Here is a 17,733-nt window from a genome sequence, read left to right on the forward strand (position 1 = left end):
CATCTCTCCACGGAGCTTGAAATGACCGATGCCGTCGCCAAGACGACCCTTTTCCGGAACTGCGACTGGATCGTCGCCTGGGATGAGGCGGCCCAATCCCACGTTTATCTTCGCAACGCTGATTTCGTGATCCGAGGCGCGGATATCATCCATGTCGGGAGCGGCTATTCCGGCACCGCCGATGCGGAGGTCGATGCGAGCCGGATGATGATCATCCCGGGCTTCGTGGATATCCACAGCCATCCTGGCCACGAGCCGGGCTGGAAGGGCATGCTGGAAGAGCTGGGGAGCCCGCGCCTCGGCCAGAGTTCGCTCTACGAGTTCATGCCCGTCTTCCAGATCGGACCGGAATACACGCGCCCGGCGCTTCGCGTGGCGGCATCCGAACTCCTGAAGAGCGGCGTCACGACCATCTGCGATCTCGGCAGGCCCCGCGATACCTGGGCCGACGAATACGCGGAAACCGGCATTCGCGCCGTCCTCTGGGGGATGTTCCGGTCCGGCCCCTGGAAAACCACCAACGGCCATTCGGTGGAATACAACCTCGATCCCGCCACCGGAGACCGGCTGCTGCGCGAGGCCATCGAGATTGCCGATGCGGCCTCGAAGCATCCGAGCGGACGCATCACGGGCTATTTCACGCCAGCCCAGATCGACACCTGCACGGAGGGGCAGATCCGGGATGCGCTCGATGCGGCGCGCGAACGGAACCAGCCCATTCAGATCCACGCCGCCCAGAGCATCGTCGAGTTCCAGGAGATCATGCGCCGCTATGGCTGCACACCCATCGAATGGCTCGACAAGATCGGAGCCCTCGGGCCGGACACGATCATCGGCCATTGCATCTTCCTGAACGACCATCCGTGGCTGCATTGGCCCCATGCTGACGATTTCGAGCGCCTGCGCGACAGCGGCGCGCAGGTCGCGCACTGCCCCGTGGTCTTCGCCCGGCGCGGCATCGCCTTGAACACCTTGAGCCGCTATATGAAGGCGGGCATCCGCTGCGGCATCGGCACGGACAGTTTCCCCCACAACATGCTCGATGAACTCCGCATGGCCTGCTACGCAGGCCGGATCATCGCGGGCAGCTTCACGGCAGCCACGACGCGGGACGCGTTCATGGCGGCCACGGCCGTGGGAGCCGACATGATTCGCCGCCCGGATCTGGGCCGCATTGCTCCCGGCTGCAAGGCGGATTTCTCGGTCGTCGACATGAGCAACCCCTACATGCAGCCCGACTACGAACCCATCCGCAGCCTCGTCTACTCGGCGAACGACCGCGCGATCAAGCATGTCTATGTGGACGGCCGCCAGGTTGTCCGCGACGGAGAGGTTCTGGACTTCGACATCAGCGAAGATATCGAGATGCTGCGCCGCGGCCAAGCCGAGGCAATTGCGTCGGCATCCCAGCGCGACTGGGCGGGACGGACCCTGGAAGAGCTCAGCCCCCGCGTCTTCCCCATCCGCAATTGATGGAGCGGGATAGCCCTACTCCACTGCCGTAGATCCAAAAAGCAAGAAAGACCCCGAGGTCTCTCGGGGTCTTTTGCATTGTCACGGCAGCTCCTCTCGAGGCAAGGCGCGTCAGCGGGCCACCTCTCCGTGACGATCGAACACGACCTCGCCCCCACGGATCGTAAGATCGCAACGGGTGTCGTGAAGGATCTCCTCGGGTGAGGCCGTCAGCAGATCGCGGGAGAACACTGCAACGTCGGCTGCAAGGCCCGGCACGAGGCGACCCCATTCGTGTTCGGCCTTGTTCACATAGGCGCCGAACTCCGTGAAGGCAGTGATGGCCTGCTCGATCGAAACCACTTCCCGCTGATCCATGACGGTGCCATGGGAGGTCTTGCGGGTGAGCATCGAGAAGAAGTTCGGGAAGGGATTGATGTCGCAGACAGGGGCGTCGCTGCCGGCTGCAGGCTTGAAGCCGAGATCAATCCAGGTCTTGAGCGGATAGGAGGGTTTCGCCCGCTCTTCCCCCACGACGGAAACATACAGGTCGCCGAAATCGTAGATGAAGACAGGTTGTGGGACGGGCTGGACTCCCAGGCGTTTCATGCGGGCGTTCTGGTCGGCCCTTGCATAGCCCGCGTGCTCGATCCGGTGGCGACGATCAGGGTCCGGCATTGCTTCGAGAGCCCGCTCGAAGGCATTCAGCGTCTGCTCGATCGCCGCGTCCCCGATGGCATGAACAGCCAGCTGATAGCCCTTCTTATGGTACTCATGCACGAGATCGTTCATCTCGTTGTCGTGCAGGAGCATCAAGCCGGTGGTTTTTGGTTCTCCGACATAAGGCTCGCTCATGGCGGCGGTCCGGCCGCCGGCGCTGCCATCCGTGAAGATCTTCACGGGACCGACGCGCAGCATGGAATCACCCACGCCTGTCACCACACCATCCGCATAGGCCTGCTCTACGATGCCGCCCGGACCTCCAAGCAGGCACTGCGTCGTCCGCACGGGCAGGCGGCCCAGGCGCTGGGCGGTGCGGTAAGCCGCGACCTCGCGGTAGCCTGCCCTCATGCCGACGCCCGCATCCATTACGCTGGTGATGCCATAGGACAGGCACGCACGGCCGGCATTGTCGATGGCCTGCACGAGTTCCTCATCCGTCGGCTCCGGCAGAACGGCCTTCAGTCGGTCGCGCCCGGTCTCGGCCAGCAGGCCTGTCAGGCGCCCGTCCCGCTGCTCAATGGCGCCTCCCTGCGGAACGGGAGTCGATTCGTCGATTCCTGCCAGTTCGAGCGCCTTCGAGTTACAGATCGTCACGTGGCCGCAAGCCCTCACGATCGCCACCGGATGATCAGGCGCGACGGCATCGAGTTCCTCGCGAAGGGGATGACGTCTCACGTCAAGTTCGAACTGATCGTACCCCCGCCCCTGAATCCACTGGCCCGGCGGCGTAACAGAGGCGCGCTGCCTAACTCTTTCGAGTAGCGCCGCAAGAGTGGGTGCGGAGGCAGCGCGCACATCCACGTGCCCCATGATGACCCCGTAAGGGAGAAGATGCATGTGCGAGTCGCACAATCCCGGGGTGGCAAGGCGACCCGCGAGATCGATCACGCGTGTCCGCGGCCCGATGAGCGGCTCCATGTCGGCAGCCGATCCCGCTGCTAGGACCTGTCCGGCCCAGAGGGCGATCCCTTCGGTCACCTGTTCTGAGAAGCCGCGGAAGATTCGGCCATTGGTGAGAACGACATCGGCTTTGGGCAGGATCGGCATGACGACTCGCAAACAATGAGGAGCGGCGAAACTTACTGTGGAAGACGGAAGACTGTGCATCCCTTTTGGTCAACCGGCAAGTTCCTGAACAACTTCCGTTGGGAAATTCTACCCTTGAAACTACAGTTGTTTAGGGTCTAGCTTTGACGCGTAGCAGCCGGATAAGGCGCACGGAAAGAGGGAATATAATGAAACAATCCAGATCTTTGACCCGTTGGCTCGCAATGGGTCTTATCGCCGGTGTTGCCGCTGTCTCGGCCGCGCCGGCTTCCGCACAGGCGACACTCGACACGGTCAAGAAGCGCGGCAAGATTCTCTGTGGCGTCTCGCCCGTCTCTCCCGGCTTCTCCTATGCCGACGATAAAGGTGCCCGACGCGGCTTCGATGTCGATGTCTGCCGCGCCATGTCGGCAGCGATCTTTGCCGATCCCGACAAGGTCGATTTCATCCCGCTCAACACCAATGTCCGTTTCCAGGCCGTTCAATCCGGTGAAGTGGACATCCTGTCCCGCCAGAACACCTGGAGCTTCTCGCGCGACGCGTCCCTCGGCCTCGATTTCGGGCCCGTGGTGTTCTACGACGGCCAGGGCTTGATGGTGTCGACCAAGCTCAACGTGAAGAGCGCCGGCGAACTCGCCGATGCCGCGATCTGCCTCCTGCCCGGCACCACGACGCTCCAAAATCTGGAGGATTTCTTCCGTCCCAGGAACATCAAGTATGAATCCGTGGTGTTCGAGAATTCTGACGAATGGCGCAATGCGTTCTTCAACGGGCGCTGCGATGCCATCACGTCGGATCGCTCCGACCTCGCTTCCGTACGCGCTATCGCTAACAATCCATCGGAATACGTAGTCCTGCCGGAGACCATCTCAAAGGAGCCGCTCGCTCCGACGGTCCGCCAGAACGATCCGAACTGGCGCGACATTCTGAGCTGGACGGTCTACACGCTCATCGCCGCCGAGGAAAAGGGCATCACCCAGGCCAATGTGGACGAGCATCTCAAGAGCAAGGATCCGGAGATCCAGCGCATGCTCGGTGTGAACGGCGACCTTGGAAAGATGCTCGGCCTCGACAACAAGTGGGGCTACAACGTCATCAAGTCCCTTGGGAACTATTCAGAACTCTTCGAGCGCAATCTCGGCCCGGAGACGCGGCTCGGTCTGTCTCGCGGCCCGAACGAGCTCTGGACCAAGGGAGGCCTGCTCTACTCGCCACCGTTCCGGTAATCTGCGATCAGCGGGCGGCTGCAAGGCCGCCCGTTCCGCCTTCAGCAGTCTCCGGGAAGGATCAACATGCCGGCAGATTCGATGAGCGTGACGAGGCTCCTCTACAATCTTCGCTTCCGGGCCATTCTTTATCAGGTTCTCGCCGTCGGGAGCATCGTCCTTCTCGGGCTTTATCTCTTCTCGAACGTCTCGCAGAAGCTTGCAGAACAGAACATCGCTACGGGCTTCGGCTATCTGAGCCGCGAGGCAGGCTTCGTCATCAGCCAGACGATGATCGACTATAAGCCGACAGACACCTATGGACGTGCCATCCTGGCCGGCATCGTCAACACGGTTTGGGTTTCGGCCTGGAGCGTCGTGCTTGCGTCCATTCTGGGCCTCGTCGTCGGCATCGCGCGTCTGTCACGCAATCCTTTGCTTGCTCTTCTTGCCTTCCTTTACGTGGAGGCGCTGCGGAACGTTCCTCTCCTGCTCTATCTCTTCCTCTGGTACGCCCTGATTGTTACTACCCTGCCGGCGGTGCGCGAAGCGTGGGAAGTTCTTCCCCACGTGTTCGTGAGCAACAGCGGATTGACCGTTCCGTCGCTGATCTGGACTCGTGCTCATACGATCATCATCGTCGCGTTGGTTCTCGGAGGGGTCCTGGCGGTTGTCCTTCACCGGCGCATGACCGCAGAGCGCATCAGAACCGGCAAGGATCGAACCACATGGCCATGGGTTGCCTTTGCTCTCCTGATCCCGCCGGTTCTCGCATTCCTCATCATGCAGCCTGAGTTCGCGGTCAGCCTTCCCGAGAAAGGTCGCTTCCGCCTGACGGGCGGCTCGCAACTGACGCCGGAATTCACCGCACTTCTCATCGGCCTTGCCCTATCCGCCTCTGCCGGCATCGCCGAGATCGTGCGAAGCGGCATCCTGTCGGTGCGCAAGGGCCAATGGGAGGCGTCGCGCGCCCTAGGTCTGAGGGACGGCTTGACCATGCGGCTCATCGTGCTGCCCCAGGCATTGCGGGTCATCATCCCCCCGCTCACCAGCAGCTACCTAAGCCTCTTCAAGAACTCGTCGCTCGCCATCGCAATCGGGTACCCGGATCTTGTGATGGTCTCGAACACGACCATGAACCAGACCGGTCAGGCGATCGAAGGCATCGCAATCTTCATGCTGGTCTATCTTGGCCTGTCGATTGCGATCTCCCTGTTCATGAACTGGTACAACAGCCGCGTCGCGCTGAAGGAGCGCTAGGCCATGACGACTGCGACCGACATTGCCGAAGCGCAATTGAAGATGCCGGTTCGGCGTGACCCGGGTGTGGAACGCCGCCTGTTCCATCGTACGCTCAAGCCTCTCATTGGAACTCCCGTCAATGCGGTGATCACATTGGTCTGTCTCTGGATCATGTGGCTCGGGGTCAAGGGCGCCTACGGCTGGCTCGTGACCCGGGCTGTCACCGAAGGAGGAGCCCAGGCTTGTAAGGTGGGGCAAGGCGCCTGCTGGCCCTATTACGAAGCCAAGCTCCGCTTCATGGTCTTCGGCGTCTATCCTTATGACGAGCATTGGCGTGTTGCGCTCGCGATGATTCTATTTCTCGGCGCGATTGCGATCTCGATGATCCCGCGATTCTGGAGCGGCAAGCTCCTCGTTTTCTGGGCCTTCGTCATCATGGCGACAGGAGTGTTGATCAGCGGCGGGGTTCTCGGCCTCTCCTATGTGCCGACGACGCAATGGAGCGGTCTCCCACTCTCGTTCCTGCTCTCGGCCGTCGGACTGGCGCTCGGCTTCCCCCTTGGCGTGGTGCTGGCATTAGCACGCTCATCGAAGCTCCCCGCCATCCGGGTGATCGCCATCGTGTTCATCGAGGTCATCCGAGGCGTGCCGCTCATCAGCATCCTATTCATGGCATCGGTCATGCTGCCGCTCTTCATGCCGAGCGGGATCACTGTCGACAAGCTGCTGCGGGCGCAGATCGCGATCATCATCTTCGCTGCCGCCTATATCGCAGAGGCCGTGCGCGGCGGCTTGCAGGCAATTCCGCGGGGGCAGCACGAAGCCGCCAGCGCCATGGGGCTGCATTACTGGCAGTCCATGCGTTTCGTCGTTCTGCCTCAGGCCCTAAAGATCGCGATCCCGCCGCTGGTGAACATCTCCATCGGCTTCTTCCAGGATACGACCCTCGTCACGATTATCGGCCTGCTCGATTTCCTCTCCACCGTGCGCACGGCTATGACGGATCCCAACTGGGTGGGTATTGCCGTGCTGGAGGGCTATGTCTTCGCGGCCGTCGTGTTCCTGGTGTTCTCCTACGGGATGGGCGCCTACAGCCGATTCCTGGAGCGCCGCATGCGCCTCGGGTACGATTAGAGGACCGTGCTGGATCCGGGATCGTTATCAGGTCACTCGGGCGGCACGACGCTCCTTGGCGAGATCCATGGCCTGATAGGTCCAGTAGGTGAGCTGTGCCGCGGCAACGCCGAACGGGCCTCCGTTCCACCTGAGGCCGAAGGGTTCATAGAGCCGGTAGCGGTCGCTTGATCCGAGGATGCCCTCCGCGATCACGCGTCCTCCGATGGCCGTCGTGTTCATGCCGCGCCCGCCGAAGCCGAACACGTACCAGACCCCTGGCTGAAGCTGCCCGATGAGCGGCATCAGGTGACGGGCATAGGCCATGAGTCCCGACCACGCCGTGTCAACGCGGACGCCCTTGAGCTGCGGATAGGTGGAGATCATCGTCTTCTGCATCATCTCTGCAAGACGACGAGGCTCGGTCGTGCGCGTGGTGATGCGACCGCCCCACAGAAGACGCCGTCCGTCGTCGACGAGGCGGTAATAATCTCCGGCACGTCTGTTATCGCTGATCGCCATCGGCGTGCGCACGGCCTCCGCGAGCTTCTCGGGTGCCGCCTCAGTCAGCAAAACGTAGGTCGCAACCGGCAGGATGCTCCTGCGCAGGCGGGGCACCAGAGCGTCCGTATACCCTCCCCCAGCTAGGATCACGTCTCGCGCTTTCACCTCGCCCTGCGCCGTCCTGACGGTTTTCTCCGCCCGGTCGAGATCGCATCCCGTGACGCGGGACTTCTCGAAAATCCGTCCGCCGAGGGCCTCGACGGCATTTGCCAGAGAACGGGCATAGTTGAGTGGGTGGAAGTGAAAGCTCGCAGGGTCGTAAACGGCCTGATGGTATTTCGGCGACTGCAGCAGGGCCCGCACGGCGTCGGTGGGCATCACTTCGAGGTGGTAGCCGAACTCCCGCTGCATCATCTCGCAATGCCGCTCGAGGCTGTCGGGATCATGATAGCGGAGCACGCTCAACTTGCCGTAGACCCGCTTGTTGTCGCTCATGGCAAGGCTGTCGATGTTCTCCTCGACGATCCGGGCACCTTCGATCGAAAGACGGTGCAGAACCTGTGCCCGCTCCGGCCCGACCATCCGGGTGATGTCGGCAGGACCTGTCGCATATCCGGGCCCTACAAAGCCCCCGTTCCGTCCCGAAGCCCCCCAGCCGACTTTTTCAGACTCCAGAACCACTACGGAGCGCCCCGACCGTGCCAGATCGAGTGCCGCCGTAAGACCGGCGAGGCCACCGCCGATGACGGCAACGTCGGCGGTCACTGCCCCTTTGAGAGAAGTCCGTTGCGACACATCAGCGAGCGTGCGGGCGTAGTACGTATCCCCGTATCCAGTCATGAAACGCCCCATTTACTTGTTTCACATAAGACCGTAGCGGGAGAGTCCCCTAACGCAAAGGGATTATGAGCTTCCAGGTACATAACCGAAAGCATTTGGCGCCCATAGCAATCCGAGAGTGAACACTGTGGTCGTCCCACGTGGCGACAATGTAGAGCTTATAATGGGCCTGCCGTCTCAGAGGACGGCTGGCGCAGAATCCATATCTCTGTGAAATAAAATAGCTCAGATCGGAATATGCTGCGGGCCTGTCTCAATGGTGATCCAGCGCAGTTCCGTAAATTCATTGATCCCGGCCTTGCCGCCGAAGCGGTCATAGCCACTCGCCTTGACACCGCCGAATGGCATTTGGGCCTCATCATGCACCATGGCACCGTTGATGTGACAGATGCCGGGGTCAATCCTGTGGGCCACATCGAGAGCACGCGTGATGTCGCGACCGAAGACGGGGGCTGAGAGGCCGTACTCGGTGTCGTTCGCAATACGGACCGCCTCCTCGACTCCCGTTGCGCGCACGACGCAAACCACCGGACCGAAGGACTCTTCGCCGTAGAGCCGCATGGCCGGGGTGACATGGTCGAGCACCGTCGCGGACATGACCGTACCGTCGACCAGCCCTCCCGCGAGGAGCTTGGCATCCTTGGACACAGCATCGTTGACCAGACCGATGATCCGCTCGGCGGCCTCAACACCGACCAATGAGCCCAGAGCGAAATTGCCGTGACGCGGATTGCCGGCCTGAAGCGACTCCGCCTTCGCAGCCAGCCTCGTGATGAAATCGTCCGCTACCGCGTTGCCGACAACGATCCGTTCCGTCGACATGCAGATCTGGCCCTGGTTCATGAAGGCTCCGAAGGCCGATGCCGCGACGGTGGCATCGAGATCCGCGTCGTCGAGAACGATCAGCGGGGCCTTTCCCCCAAGTTCCAGGAGCACCGGCTTCAGGAAGCGCGCCGCCATATCTGCAATGATGCGCCCGACCCGGGTGGAGCCGGTGAGATTGATCCGGCGTCCGAGGCTGCAAGCGACATTCCGCAGTTGGATTCTATTGAGCCGCAGGAACCCGAAAGTCCCGACGGTGAACCTCCCTCGATTCGCTTGGATGTGCCCATCCGGCCGTCTGGCATGCAATAGATGGCGAGACCGGATTTCGATGCCTCAGAAGGACGAGACATCAATCTTTCAGGAGCTTAGGCCTGCAATCGAGAGCTGTGTCTGATCGCCCAGTCCTCGATAGGAGTTTGCTGGGACGAGGAAACGATGCAGGCCCTGTCGAAAACCACGGGCATGCCCTGAAGGTCGCGTCGTAGCGCAGTAACCGCCTCAGTCTTTTCCGAGCCTTCCGGAACCCCATAGGCCAGTGATATGTGCGGCATGAATGTCTCCAGGCTCCCAACCTCGAAGAGGCCGACGGCTCTCTCCTTCAAAGTCCTCAACGGCACACTGACAGGAAAACGGGCATAAAAGGAGCGGTAGTAAAGGGAGCTTTCCTCGACGGCGTCGACGGGTGCCGTGAATGAAGCCATCCCCTCGGTCAACTGCTCCAGGAGCGGCTTCAACTCCTCACAGGTGCGAGGCATGTCCTCGACGAGGGTGAGGTGAGGCTGGAAGACCGGACTGTCGAACCGCTTAGCGAGATTTCGGACGATCACGGCAAATGCCTGCTCATCCTCGTCTCGGGGCATCAGCCATATGGAATGGTATTGGACGGTCATCGCAGCGCATCCTTCGTTCACGAGCAGCACATTCTCATGCCTCACCCCTGAGGGGCCGGACACTTCCTCGATAGATCAAGGGAACGTCGAGCACGGACACGATGGGGCGGGCCTTGGGATCGGCTTGCCTTTGGTCCAACACCCTGATGATTTCATGGGCGAGAACTTCCTCGTCCTGGTGGAAGGTCGTCAGCCTGTAGGCGCCCCAGCGCGATGCGGGAACGCCGTCGAATCCGATCACCGAAAGATCTCGGGGAATGGACAGATTCAGGACGTCGCGAGCATAATCCATCAGGCCGAAGGCCATCAGGTCGTTGACGCAGAAGACCGCCTCGACGGCATCTCCCGTTCCCAGGAGCAGGGATGCTGCAACCTGGCCGCCATCGTAGTCGGTGTACCCGGCGCGCTGGATCCGGACATTCAAGCCATGACTGGCTGCGGCTGAAACGAAGGCCTCCTCTCGCTCAATGAGATTGGGGCTACGGACGGACGAGGTGACGAAGCCTAGTTTCCTCATCCCTCGTGCGACGAACACCTCCACGGCCACCTGTGCTGCGCGCACGTTATCGACCCTTATATGATCGGGGCCATGTTCAGTGCGCCCGACCACGATGAGGGGCTGACCGTTTCGCTGCGCGAGTTCAACCAGGGACGTGGACGGCATGCCCGACAACACGATCGTCGCCTCGGCCCTGTAGCGCAGCAGCGTCGAATGGGCGGCGCTAACCTGCTCCTCGCCCGTCCCGGTCGGGATGAGAACCGGAACGCTGCCGCGCTCGACGAGGCGTCTGGACAAGGCGGCGATCTGCTGCGTCCGGAATGGGCTCGCAGGATCCGAGGCGACAAGCCCGACGAGACGGCTCCGGTTGGCGAGAAGTCCGCGAGCCAGATCGTTCACCTGGTAGCCCAGCTCGGCCGCCGCCTGCATGACTTTTTCACGTGTTTCCGGCGCGATGCTCGCTCCTGGCGTGAAGGCGCGGGAAACGGCAGAGCGCGAAACGCCCGCGCGATCCGCCACCATGTGAGCGCTAATGAAGCGCGGCACCATGTCCGCAGGTCCTGTTTCCGGCTCTTCCATGGCTTGCCTAGTGTCCGACCCTGGAGAGTACATCCGACCTGAGGAATCTCTCGACCACGAACATGAAGGCGATCGACGGAACAAGGAGGATCAGGGCTGTGATTGAGGCGATCTGGTAATTGCCGCCCGAACCTGCCGTGTAGAGCAGCAGCGGCAGGGTCATGACGTCGGGAGCGCCGACGAAATAGGTCCCCGTGAACTCGTCGAGGGACTCCAGGAACACGAAAATCGCACTGGCGAGCAGCCCCGGCGCCGCAATGGGAAGGGTGACATCCCAGAAGCCTCGCAGGGCGCTGGCGCCCATCGACCGCGCGGCCTCTTCCAGCTCCCGGTCGATGGACGAGAAGGCGGCAGTTGCAATCCAGACGGCGTAGACCAGCCCGTGAGTGACATGCACGAGGACGACCCCAAGGATCGTGCCGTTGAGGCTGTACTGATAGAAGATCCGGGCGATGTTCACGTAGACCGGCAGGTTCGGGAACGCCTGAGGAATCAGGAGGGCCAGCAGAATCAAGCCGCGGAACGGCAGGCGCAGTCTCGCAAGCGCATACCCTGCCGGAATGGCGAGGCCGAGCGAGAGGATCACCGTCAAAGCGGCGATCAGAACGCTCGTTCCCAATGAAGCCATCGCGTTGCCGCGGGGGGAGAAGACATTCGCCCAAAACGAGAAGCCGTATTTCAACGGCAGCACATGCGGGAAATACCAGCGCTCCGCGACAGCCCACAGGATTAGGTTCGTCAGGGGGCCGAAGATGATGAAGGCCAGGAGACCAAACGCAATGCCGCGCGGGATCCACTTCCAGTCGATTTGAAAACTCATCGGCTATGCTCCCTCATGGTCTGGCGCAGATAGACCATAGCGGCCACGCTCGTCATCAGGAGCGAGATCAAGCCGAGTGCGTTGGCGACGCCATAATCGCCATGGGCGTTGATGCGGAAAGCCATGTTGGCGGTGATCATGGTGGGCGATTGGGCGTTGATCATGAGCGGCACGGAGAGCACCGACATCATGGTGACGAAGCTGAGGATGAGGCCGACCAGCAGGGTCTGGCGCACCTGGGGCAGCACGACTTCAATGAGGATCCGCACACGCCCTGCCCCCAGGTTGCGGGCGGCCTCAATGGTGCTCTGATCGATGGACGCCATGGCGCCTGCGAGCAGCAGGGTCACGAAGGGGGTCTGCTTCCACACGAAAGCGACGACGATTCCCCGCCAGTCGAGGAAGCTCATGGCCGCGGCAGGGGTCATGAGGCCGAGTTCGATGAAGATGTTGTTCATCAATCCGTTCTTGGCGAGGAAGGTCCGCAGGATCTGACCGACGACGATGAACGGGATGAAGAGCGGCCAGCGGTAGATCCATCGCAGAATGGCCACAGCCCGGGCGTTCGTTCCGAGCGTCAGGTAGCCGCCGATCATGATGGAGAACAGGCCGATCAGTCCCGACGACAGCAGCACGATGACGAGGGTGAACAGGATGTCGCCGCTATAGAGCTCCAACGCCTTCGTGAAGTTGCCGAGGCCGTAGGATCCGCCGACGTCGAAAGCGCCCGTGACGGAACTGACAAGCGGGACGATGAAGAGAAGAAGGACAACCGCCAGCGCCGGAGCGACGAGCAGGAATCCGATCAGTTGAATTGGCATGGCAGACAATCTTCCATCGGCGCCGGTCACTCCAGGGGCCTGACGTTGCTTCTCACGGGACCGAATTCTTGTTCTACCGCCTCAAGGGATGCGACAGAAGGGTTGCCCGGAGAGGGTTCCCTCCCCGGGCCTCGGAAACCATGTCAGTTGCTGACCTGGCGCTCATAAGCCTCCAAGATTGCCTTGTTGTAGGGAGCAATCGGGAACGGCTTGCCATTCTTGGCGAGCTCTTCGGGCGAGATGTCCGTGAAGAGCTTCTGCCACGTCTCCTTGTCCAGGTTCGCCTGAACGTGCTGCGCATCGATTCCGGGATACCAGTTGAACCGCTTGACGATCCCCTCGGCCTGCACCTTCGGGCTGGTGGCAAGGGCCACGAACTTCTGGGCGAGGTCCGCATTCGCGGTCTTGGCCGGGATGACATAGTGCATCGGCTGACCGGGCATGCCGGGCGTGGGCAGGACCAGCTTCATCTCGGGCGGGAGCTGTCCGTTCGCCTTCCACGAATAGAACATGTCGACCCAGACCGGACCAATTGCGATTTCACCGCGGCTGAGCATGTCGAGGGTTCCGGCGTTGCCCGGGGTGAGCGTCGCGTTACGGCTGAACTCCTTCAGGGACGCGAAGGCCTTGTCCCATTTCTTGGTCTCACTCTCGTCGAAAGGACCATTCATGAGCTTCTGCGCATCTCCGCCATAGGCATAGATCCAACCCATGACGAAGCTCACGCCGGACGCGCCGCCCTTGATTCCGTTATAGCCGAACTGCTTTGGGTTCTTCTTGGCGAACTCGACGATCTCGTCATAGCTCTTCGGCGGATTGGGAACGAGAGCCGGGTTATAGGCAAGTGCCGTCTGGCTGTTGAACATCGGCATGACATAGCCATCCACGTTCGTGCCAAGGGCCATCTTGGCGTTCTCGCGCGTCACCAGGGAGCCGGACGGAATCTTGCTGCGGTAGGCCTCGAGGAACTCCTGCTCAACCATGGGGCCGACGAACTTCTCGTGAACCACGGCCACATCGGCATCCCACTTCGCGACGCCCGCCTTGCTCTGTGCTTCGAAGCGCTCAAGAATCTTCTGCGATCCGGCATCGCCCGGACCAGTGCCGACCACACGCACCTTCGTGCCCGGGTTTTCCTTCTCGAAGAGCGGGCCCAGGTACTCGTTCACATAATCGACCATGTTCTGGTCGCCTGCCGTGAGAACCGTCAGTTCCGCGGCGGCCAAGGGCGTGCAGAACATGCCCGTCACAAGCGTTGCGGCAATCAGTTTAGCCTTCATGATATCACTCCTTGGGCAAGCCATCGGTGCCCTGGTTCATGCCTCGCCGACGGTTGAACCCGCCGATCTATGGTTTTGGAAACAGGAACAGCGCCTCTTCGGGAACGCGGATCGAAACGCGCTGGCCGATTGCAAAAGAGCGGGGGGAGTCCACGATCGCATGGGCCTCTCCGAGGGCGATCACATGACGCCAGAGACCACCGGGATAGCTTGTCTGCTCGACGATGCCGCTCAGCGTCAGGAAGCATTCGTCGCGCATGGACGAGACGTCTGCCGTCTCCTCGCTCAACTGCACCGACTCGCCGCGAAAGCGGGCGTTCAGAGGGCCGGAAAGTTTGCGCCCCCTTGCGGACACGACAGCGGAGGAGTTGAACGGACCCGATGCGATCTCAATCCGATCGCCTGACGTTCCTCCCGAGAGATCAAGAAGGTTCTCCGCTCCCATGAACGCCGCCACGAAGTCGGACGTCGGGTGGTTGTAGACCTCTTCCGGCGTCCCGACCTGAGCGATTTTCCCATTGTCGAGGATGACGATCCTATCGGCCATCACCATCGCCTCCTCGCGATCGTGGGTGACATGCACGGCTGTGATGCCCAAGCGCCGCTGGAGAGCGCTGATTTCATGGCGCACCGTCAGCCGGATCCGCGCGTCGAGATTCGACAGCGGCTCGTCGAGAAGAAGGATGTCGGGCTGGATGGCTAGGGCCCGGCCGAGGGCTACGCGCTGGCGCTGCCCGCCAGAGAGATTGGCGGGCTTGCGCGCGCCGAGCGGTTCCAAGCCGAGCAGCCTTTTGATCTCGGAAACCCGCTCTCCGATCGCGGCCTTCGCCATTCCTCGGAGCTTGAGCCCGTAGCCAATGTTCTGGTCGACGGTCATGTGGGGCCAGAGCGCATAGGACTGGAAGACGAGAGCCATGCCCCGCTTGTCGGGCGGCAACCGCGTCACATCGCGCCCATCCACCCGGATGGCACCGGACGCGGGAGTGTTGAACCCTGCAATGCTGCGCAAGAGCGTCGTCTTCCCACAGCCGGAAGAACCCAGGAGAGCAACGAACTCCCCCTTATCCACGGCGAGGTCCACACCTTTCAGAACCTCGTTCTGACCGTAGAAAACGTGGGCATCTGATACTTCGAGAAAAGCGTTCAACGTTTCCTGCTCCTCGGCTCAGCCCTCTTCCGGGACCTTCGTTGCACAGCTGTGCAAAGTATGCTCAGCGTCTCGAAGAACTCTCAAGGGGGACTAGACTAAGGTCTGATCCGATAACGGTGGGTAAGATGTCTTCGGCACATGCATTGATCGAAGAAGATTACAGGACCATGACAGGAGCGGGCGAAAGGCCTGGGACGGATTCAGACCGGCGCCGCCTGTGGAAGCCTCGATCCTCGCGCCCAATGTCCAGGCTCATCCGGCGACGACCTCCGGAGAACCTCCGGAAGCACCCCTCCGACCCGACAATGCCCCCAGAAAATCCGCGCGATCCGGATTGTGCAGGTGCAGGATGTCGGTCCGTTGAAGCCAAGCGCCTCCAGACCTTCCTTCAGGGACCGCGTTACCTGGGCGGTATCGAATCCTCGCTGCGACCGAACCTGCAGATGCGGGGTGTTTCCAAAATACTCACCGGGGCCGGCAAAAAGGGTCACGATCATAACTCGAACTCCTCCCTCGCCGAGAACAACGGTCAGATTGGCCAGCCATTGCCTTCAAAGTAGCGCGGCAACCAGAGCACGACATCCGGCGGAAAGATCATCAGCAGGAGAGCCGCAACGGGATCAGACCCGCATGGTTTGACCATCAACAGGAGCGGCGTGAGCTTCCACAAAGGGTTTTCGGCGTCAGCTTGCAGGATTCGTTCTCTGACAGAGACGCCCGATTCTCCTGTTCAAAGCGGATATCTGTCCTGCATCCGCAAAGTACCAAAAGGAGATATTGCCGGAAGGTGCGCTTGGCGGCAGCAGAATAGCGCCACATCAGGAACGCGGCTACCGTGGGCAGTCACTGCGCTTCCATCACGAACCGAACGAAGTTGCGCAGTTCCGCCAATCGGTGCTCGACGTTCGTCACCTGCTCATCAAGCCCGAGAGGCCAGGCGAGATCCCTGCGATCTGGAGCATGATGGAGGGCTTCAACCATGGAAGCATATGTCTCGAGTACCTCAGGACTGCTCGCATATCCGTCGCTCACCAGGTCGTCGCTCTGACGCCGCAGGGCCCCAGCCACTTCATACAGGTCGAGCTCAGGATGGTACTGCACGCCCCAGAACACTCCGGCTTTATGCCGGATCTCAACCGCTTGCACCTCGGTCACCGTGTTGAGGGCCAGTAACGTTCCTCCTTCCGGCAGTGTCTCAACCTCGTCGGAGTGGAAAGCCGGAGCGTCGAACGAGGCAGGCCGCCCCGCCAGAAGCGGATGTCGATGTCCTGCTTCTGTCAGGGTGATGCGACGGGCAAAGCCTGCTTCCCGCCCTCTGCGGCTGGGGCGAACCGCTCCGCCGGCCGCGACGGTCGCAACCTGCAAGCCGGCACAGGATCCGAAGGATGGGACACCCGCTTCGAACACGGCTCGCATCAGATCAACCTCGCGGCGTGTCTCGGGTGTGTCCTGGTAGAGGTGAAGCGGAGAGCCGGTCACGAACACCGCATCATAGCTCCGAAGCTCTGCCCGATCGGGCAGAGCGGCCCCTCTGTCGGCAGGCTTCAACCGGTGACACACAGCCGAGGGTGCGAGAAAGCGCAAGGTGTCGATGTATGTTTCGCCGGAGCTACGTCCCACGCTCTCACGGCGGGTTTCACGGGCTTGAGGCGGCTCACTTTCCGCGACGAGGAAGCGCAACTGATCTGGCAAGAGGAGGTTTCCGGAGGAAGGAGCCGAAGCGGCAGGAAGTGCGAAACACCCCAGACCTTCCTCTGGTTCCGGCTCGCTGTTCCTGACTTGGAGGCTGTCCGGCCGCCAGACAGCTGGCCGCCGGACAGGTTGCGACTCTGCTTCTATAGGAGCGGGGTTCCGCCCGTCACGGCGTAGATGCCGCCTGTCATGTAGCTGCCCTCATCGGATGCAAGCAGAACGTAGATACCAGCCAGTTCCTTCGGCTGGCCGGCGCGGCCCAGCGGGGTGTCCTGGCCAAAGCTCTTCACCTTTTCGTCCGGCATGGTGGAGGGGATCAAAGGTGTCCAGATCGGCCCCGGTGCGACTGCGTTGACCCGGATCCCCTTGCTGCCCAGCATTTGAGCCAAGCCGGCTGTGAAGTTCGAGACGGCACCCTTGGTCGAGGCATAGGCCAAGAGCATGGGGCTGGGCTTATCCGACTGGATCGACGTCGTATTGATGATCGATGATCCCGGCCGCATGTGGGGGACAGCAGCCTTGGCGAGATGGAACATGGCCTCGATATTGGTGCGGAACGTATAGCTCCATTCCTCGTCAGGGATGTCCTCAAGCTTCTCATATGTGCGCTGGAAGGCGGCGTTGTTCACCAGGATGTCGATGCGGCCGAACTCGCTCACCGCCCGGTCGACGATGGCGCGGCAATGCGCAGCCTCGGCAATGTCGCCCGGCACCAGCACGCAACGGCGTCCCGCCGCCTCAACGTGCCGCGCCGTCTCACGGGCGTCCTCGTCCTCCTGCTCGTTCAGGTAGCTGATCAGGACATCGGGGCCTTCCCGAGCATAGGCAATCGCGACCGCCCGGCCGAGCCCGCTGTCACCGCCGGTGATCACGGCCACGCGACCGACAAGCTTGTCACAACCTTTGTAGCTTGTTTCGCCATGATCGGCCTGCGGCGTCATCTCCGCTTCGGTGCCAGGTGGATCTATGTGTTCCTGCTCGGACTGGCTCATAAGGGCGCTCCTGCTCGCGAAAACCCGTCAATTGCTGGGTCCTTGGGAAGTTCCCCTAC

14 protein-coding genes and 1 pseudogene are annotated in these 17,733 nt (G+C 61.6%); 4 read left to right on the top strand and 11 right to left on the bottom strand.

Annotated elements, in window-relative coordinates; translation table 11 throughout:
- Positions 1-21: 21 nt before the first annotated feature.
- Positions 22-1,473 (top strand): amidohydrolase family protein, encoded by a 1,452-nt coding sequence (locus MA07_RS15160; RefSeq protein WP_036352439.1) that lies wholly within the window; start codon positions 22-24, stop codon positions 1,471-1,473.
- A 111-nt stretch (positions 1,474-1,584) separates the two neighbouring features.
- On the opposite strand, the gene MA07_RS15165 is transcribed toward MA07_RS15160, so the two are convergent.
- Entirely contained in the window at positions 1,585-3,222 is a 1,638-nt protein-coding gene (locus tag MA07_RS15165) for an amidohydrolase (RefSeq protein ID WP_036352442.1), read from the bottom strand.
- A 188-nt stretch (positions 3,223-3,410) separates the two neighbouring features.
- Between MA07_RS15165 and MA07_RS15170 the strand changes: the two genes are divergently transcribed.
- The 3 genes from MA07_RS15170 (at position 3,411) to MA07_RS15180 (ending at position 6,803) form a co-directional block, all read left to right on the top strand.
- On the top strand, positions 3,411-4,448 hold the full coding sequence (locus tag MA07_RS15170) for an amino acid ABC transporter substrate-binding protein (RefSeq protein WP_052003199.1): 1,038 nt from the start codon (positions 3,411-3,413) through the stop codon (positions 4,446-4,448).
- 66 nt (positions 4,449-4,514) lie between these two features.
- Positions 4,515-5,687: an ABC transporter permease subunit gene (locus tag MA07_RS15175; protein WP_036352447.1), complete on the top strand. Its 1,173-nt coding sequence runs from the start codon at positions 4,515-4,517 to the stop codon at positions 5,685-5,687.
- Between the two features lie 3 nt (positions 5,688-5,690).
- Positions 5,691-6,803 carry an amino acid ABC transporter permease gene (locus tag MA07_RS15180; RefSeq protein WP_036352450.1) on the top strand — a complete coding sequence of 371 codons (1,113 nt, stop codon included), beginning with the start codon at positions 5,691-5,693 and terminating at the stop codon, positions 6,801-6,803.
- Positions 6,804-6,830: 27 nt separating this feature from the next.
- Here MA07_RS15180 and MA07_RS15185 read toward each other — a convergent pair whose 3' ends face one another.
- The 10 genes and pseudogenes from MA07_RS15185 to MA07_RS15230 form a co-directional block, all read right to left on the bottom strand.
- A complete protein-coding gene (locus MA07_RS15185) occupies positions 6,831-8,126 on the bottom strand; it encodes an FAD-binding oxidoreductase (RefSeq protein WP_036352525.1) in 1,296 nt (431 codons plus the stop codon).
- A gap of 225 nt (positions 8,127-8,351) precedes the next feature.
- A pseudogene (locus MA07_RS15190) lies at positions 8,352-9,137 on the bottom strand (aldehyde dehydrogenase family protein); the annotation flags it as partial.
- A 179-nt stretch (positions 9,138-9,316) separates the two neighbouring features.
- Positions 9,317-9,871, bottom strand: a complete 555-nt coding sequence (locus MA07_RS15195; RefSeq protein ID WP_152568879.1) for a haloacid dehalogenase — start codon at positions 9,869-9,871, stop codon at positions 9,317-9,319.
- Positions 9,872-9,875: 4 nt separating this feature from the next.
- A complete protein-coding gene (locus tag MA07_RS15200; protein ID WP_244445261.1) occupies positions 9,876-10,889 on the bottom strand; it encodes a LacI family DNA-binding transcriptional regulator in 1,014 nt (337 codons plus the stop codon).
- A 37-nt stretch (positions 10,890-10,926) separates the two neighbouring features.
- Positions 10,927-11,739 carry an ABC transporter permease subunit gene (locus MA07_RS15205; RefSeq protein ID WP_036352458.1) on the bottom strand — a complete coding sequence of 271 codons (813 nt, stop codon included), beginning with the start codon at positions 11,737-11,739 and terminating at the stop codon, positions 10,927-10,929.
- Positions 11,736-12,560, bottom strand: coding sequence for a sugar ABC transporter permease (locus tag MA07_RS15210; RefSeq protein ID WP_036352461.1), 825 nt, complete (start codon positions 12,558-12,560; stop codon positions 11,736-11,738). Before MA07_RS15210 ends, MA07_RS15205 begins: the two co-directional genes overlap by 4 nt.
- A 143-nt stretch (positions 12,561-12,703) precedes the next feature.
- Positions 12,704-13,840: an extracellular solute-binding protein gene (locus MA07_RS15215; RefSeq protein WP_036352464.1), complete on the bottom strand. Its 1,137-nt coding sequence runs from the start codon at positions 13,838-13,840 to the stop codon at positions 12,704-12,706.
- Between the two features lie 67 nt (positions 13,841-13,907).
- Positions 13,908-14,987 (bottom strand): ABC transporter ATP-binding protein, encoded by a 1,080-nt coding sequence (locus tag MA07_RS15220; RefSeq protein ID WP_036352467.1) that lies wholly within the window; start codon positions 14,985-14,987, stop codon positions 13,908-13,910.
- A gap of 846 nt (positions 14,988-15,833) precedes the next feature.
- On the bottom strand, positions 15,834-16,682 hold the full coding sequence (locus MA07_RS15225) for a type 1 glutamine amidotransferase (protein WP_200879378.1): 849 nt from the start codon (positions 16,680-16,682) through the stop codon (positions 15,834-15,836).
- Between the two features lie 143 nt (positions 16,683-16,825).
- Complete coding sequence (locus MA07_RS15230; RefSeq protein WP_036352473.1) at positions 16,826-17,674, bottom strand: SDR family oxidoreductase; 849 nt, start codon at positions 17,672-17,674, stop codon at positions 16,826-16,828.
- Positions 17,675-17,733: the final 59 nt, after the last annotated feature.

It is taken from the genome of Microvirga sp. BSC39 (genome assembly GCF_000739015.1).
Taxonomy (GTDB): domain Bacteria; phylum Pseudomonadota; class Alphaproteobacteria; order Rhizobiales; family Beijerinckiaceae; genus Microvirga.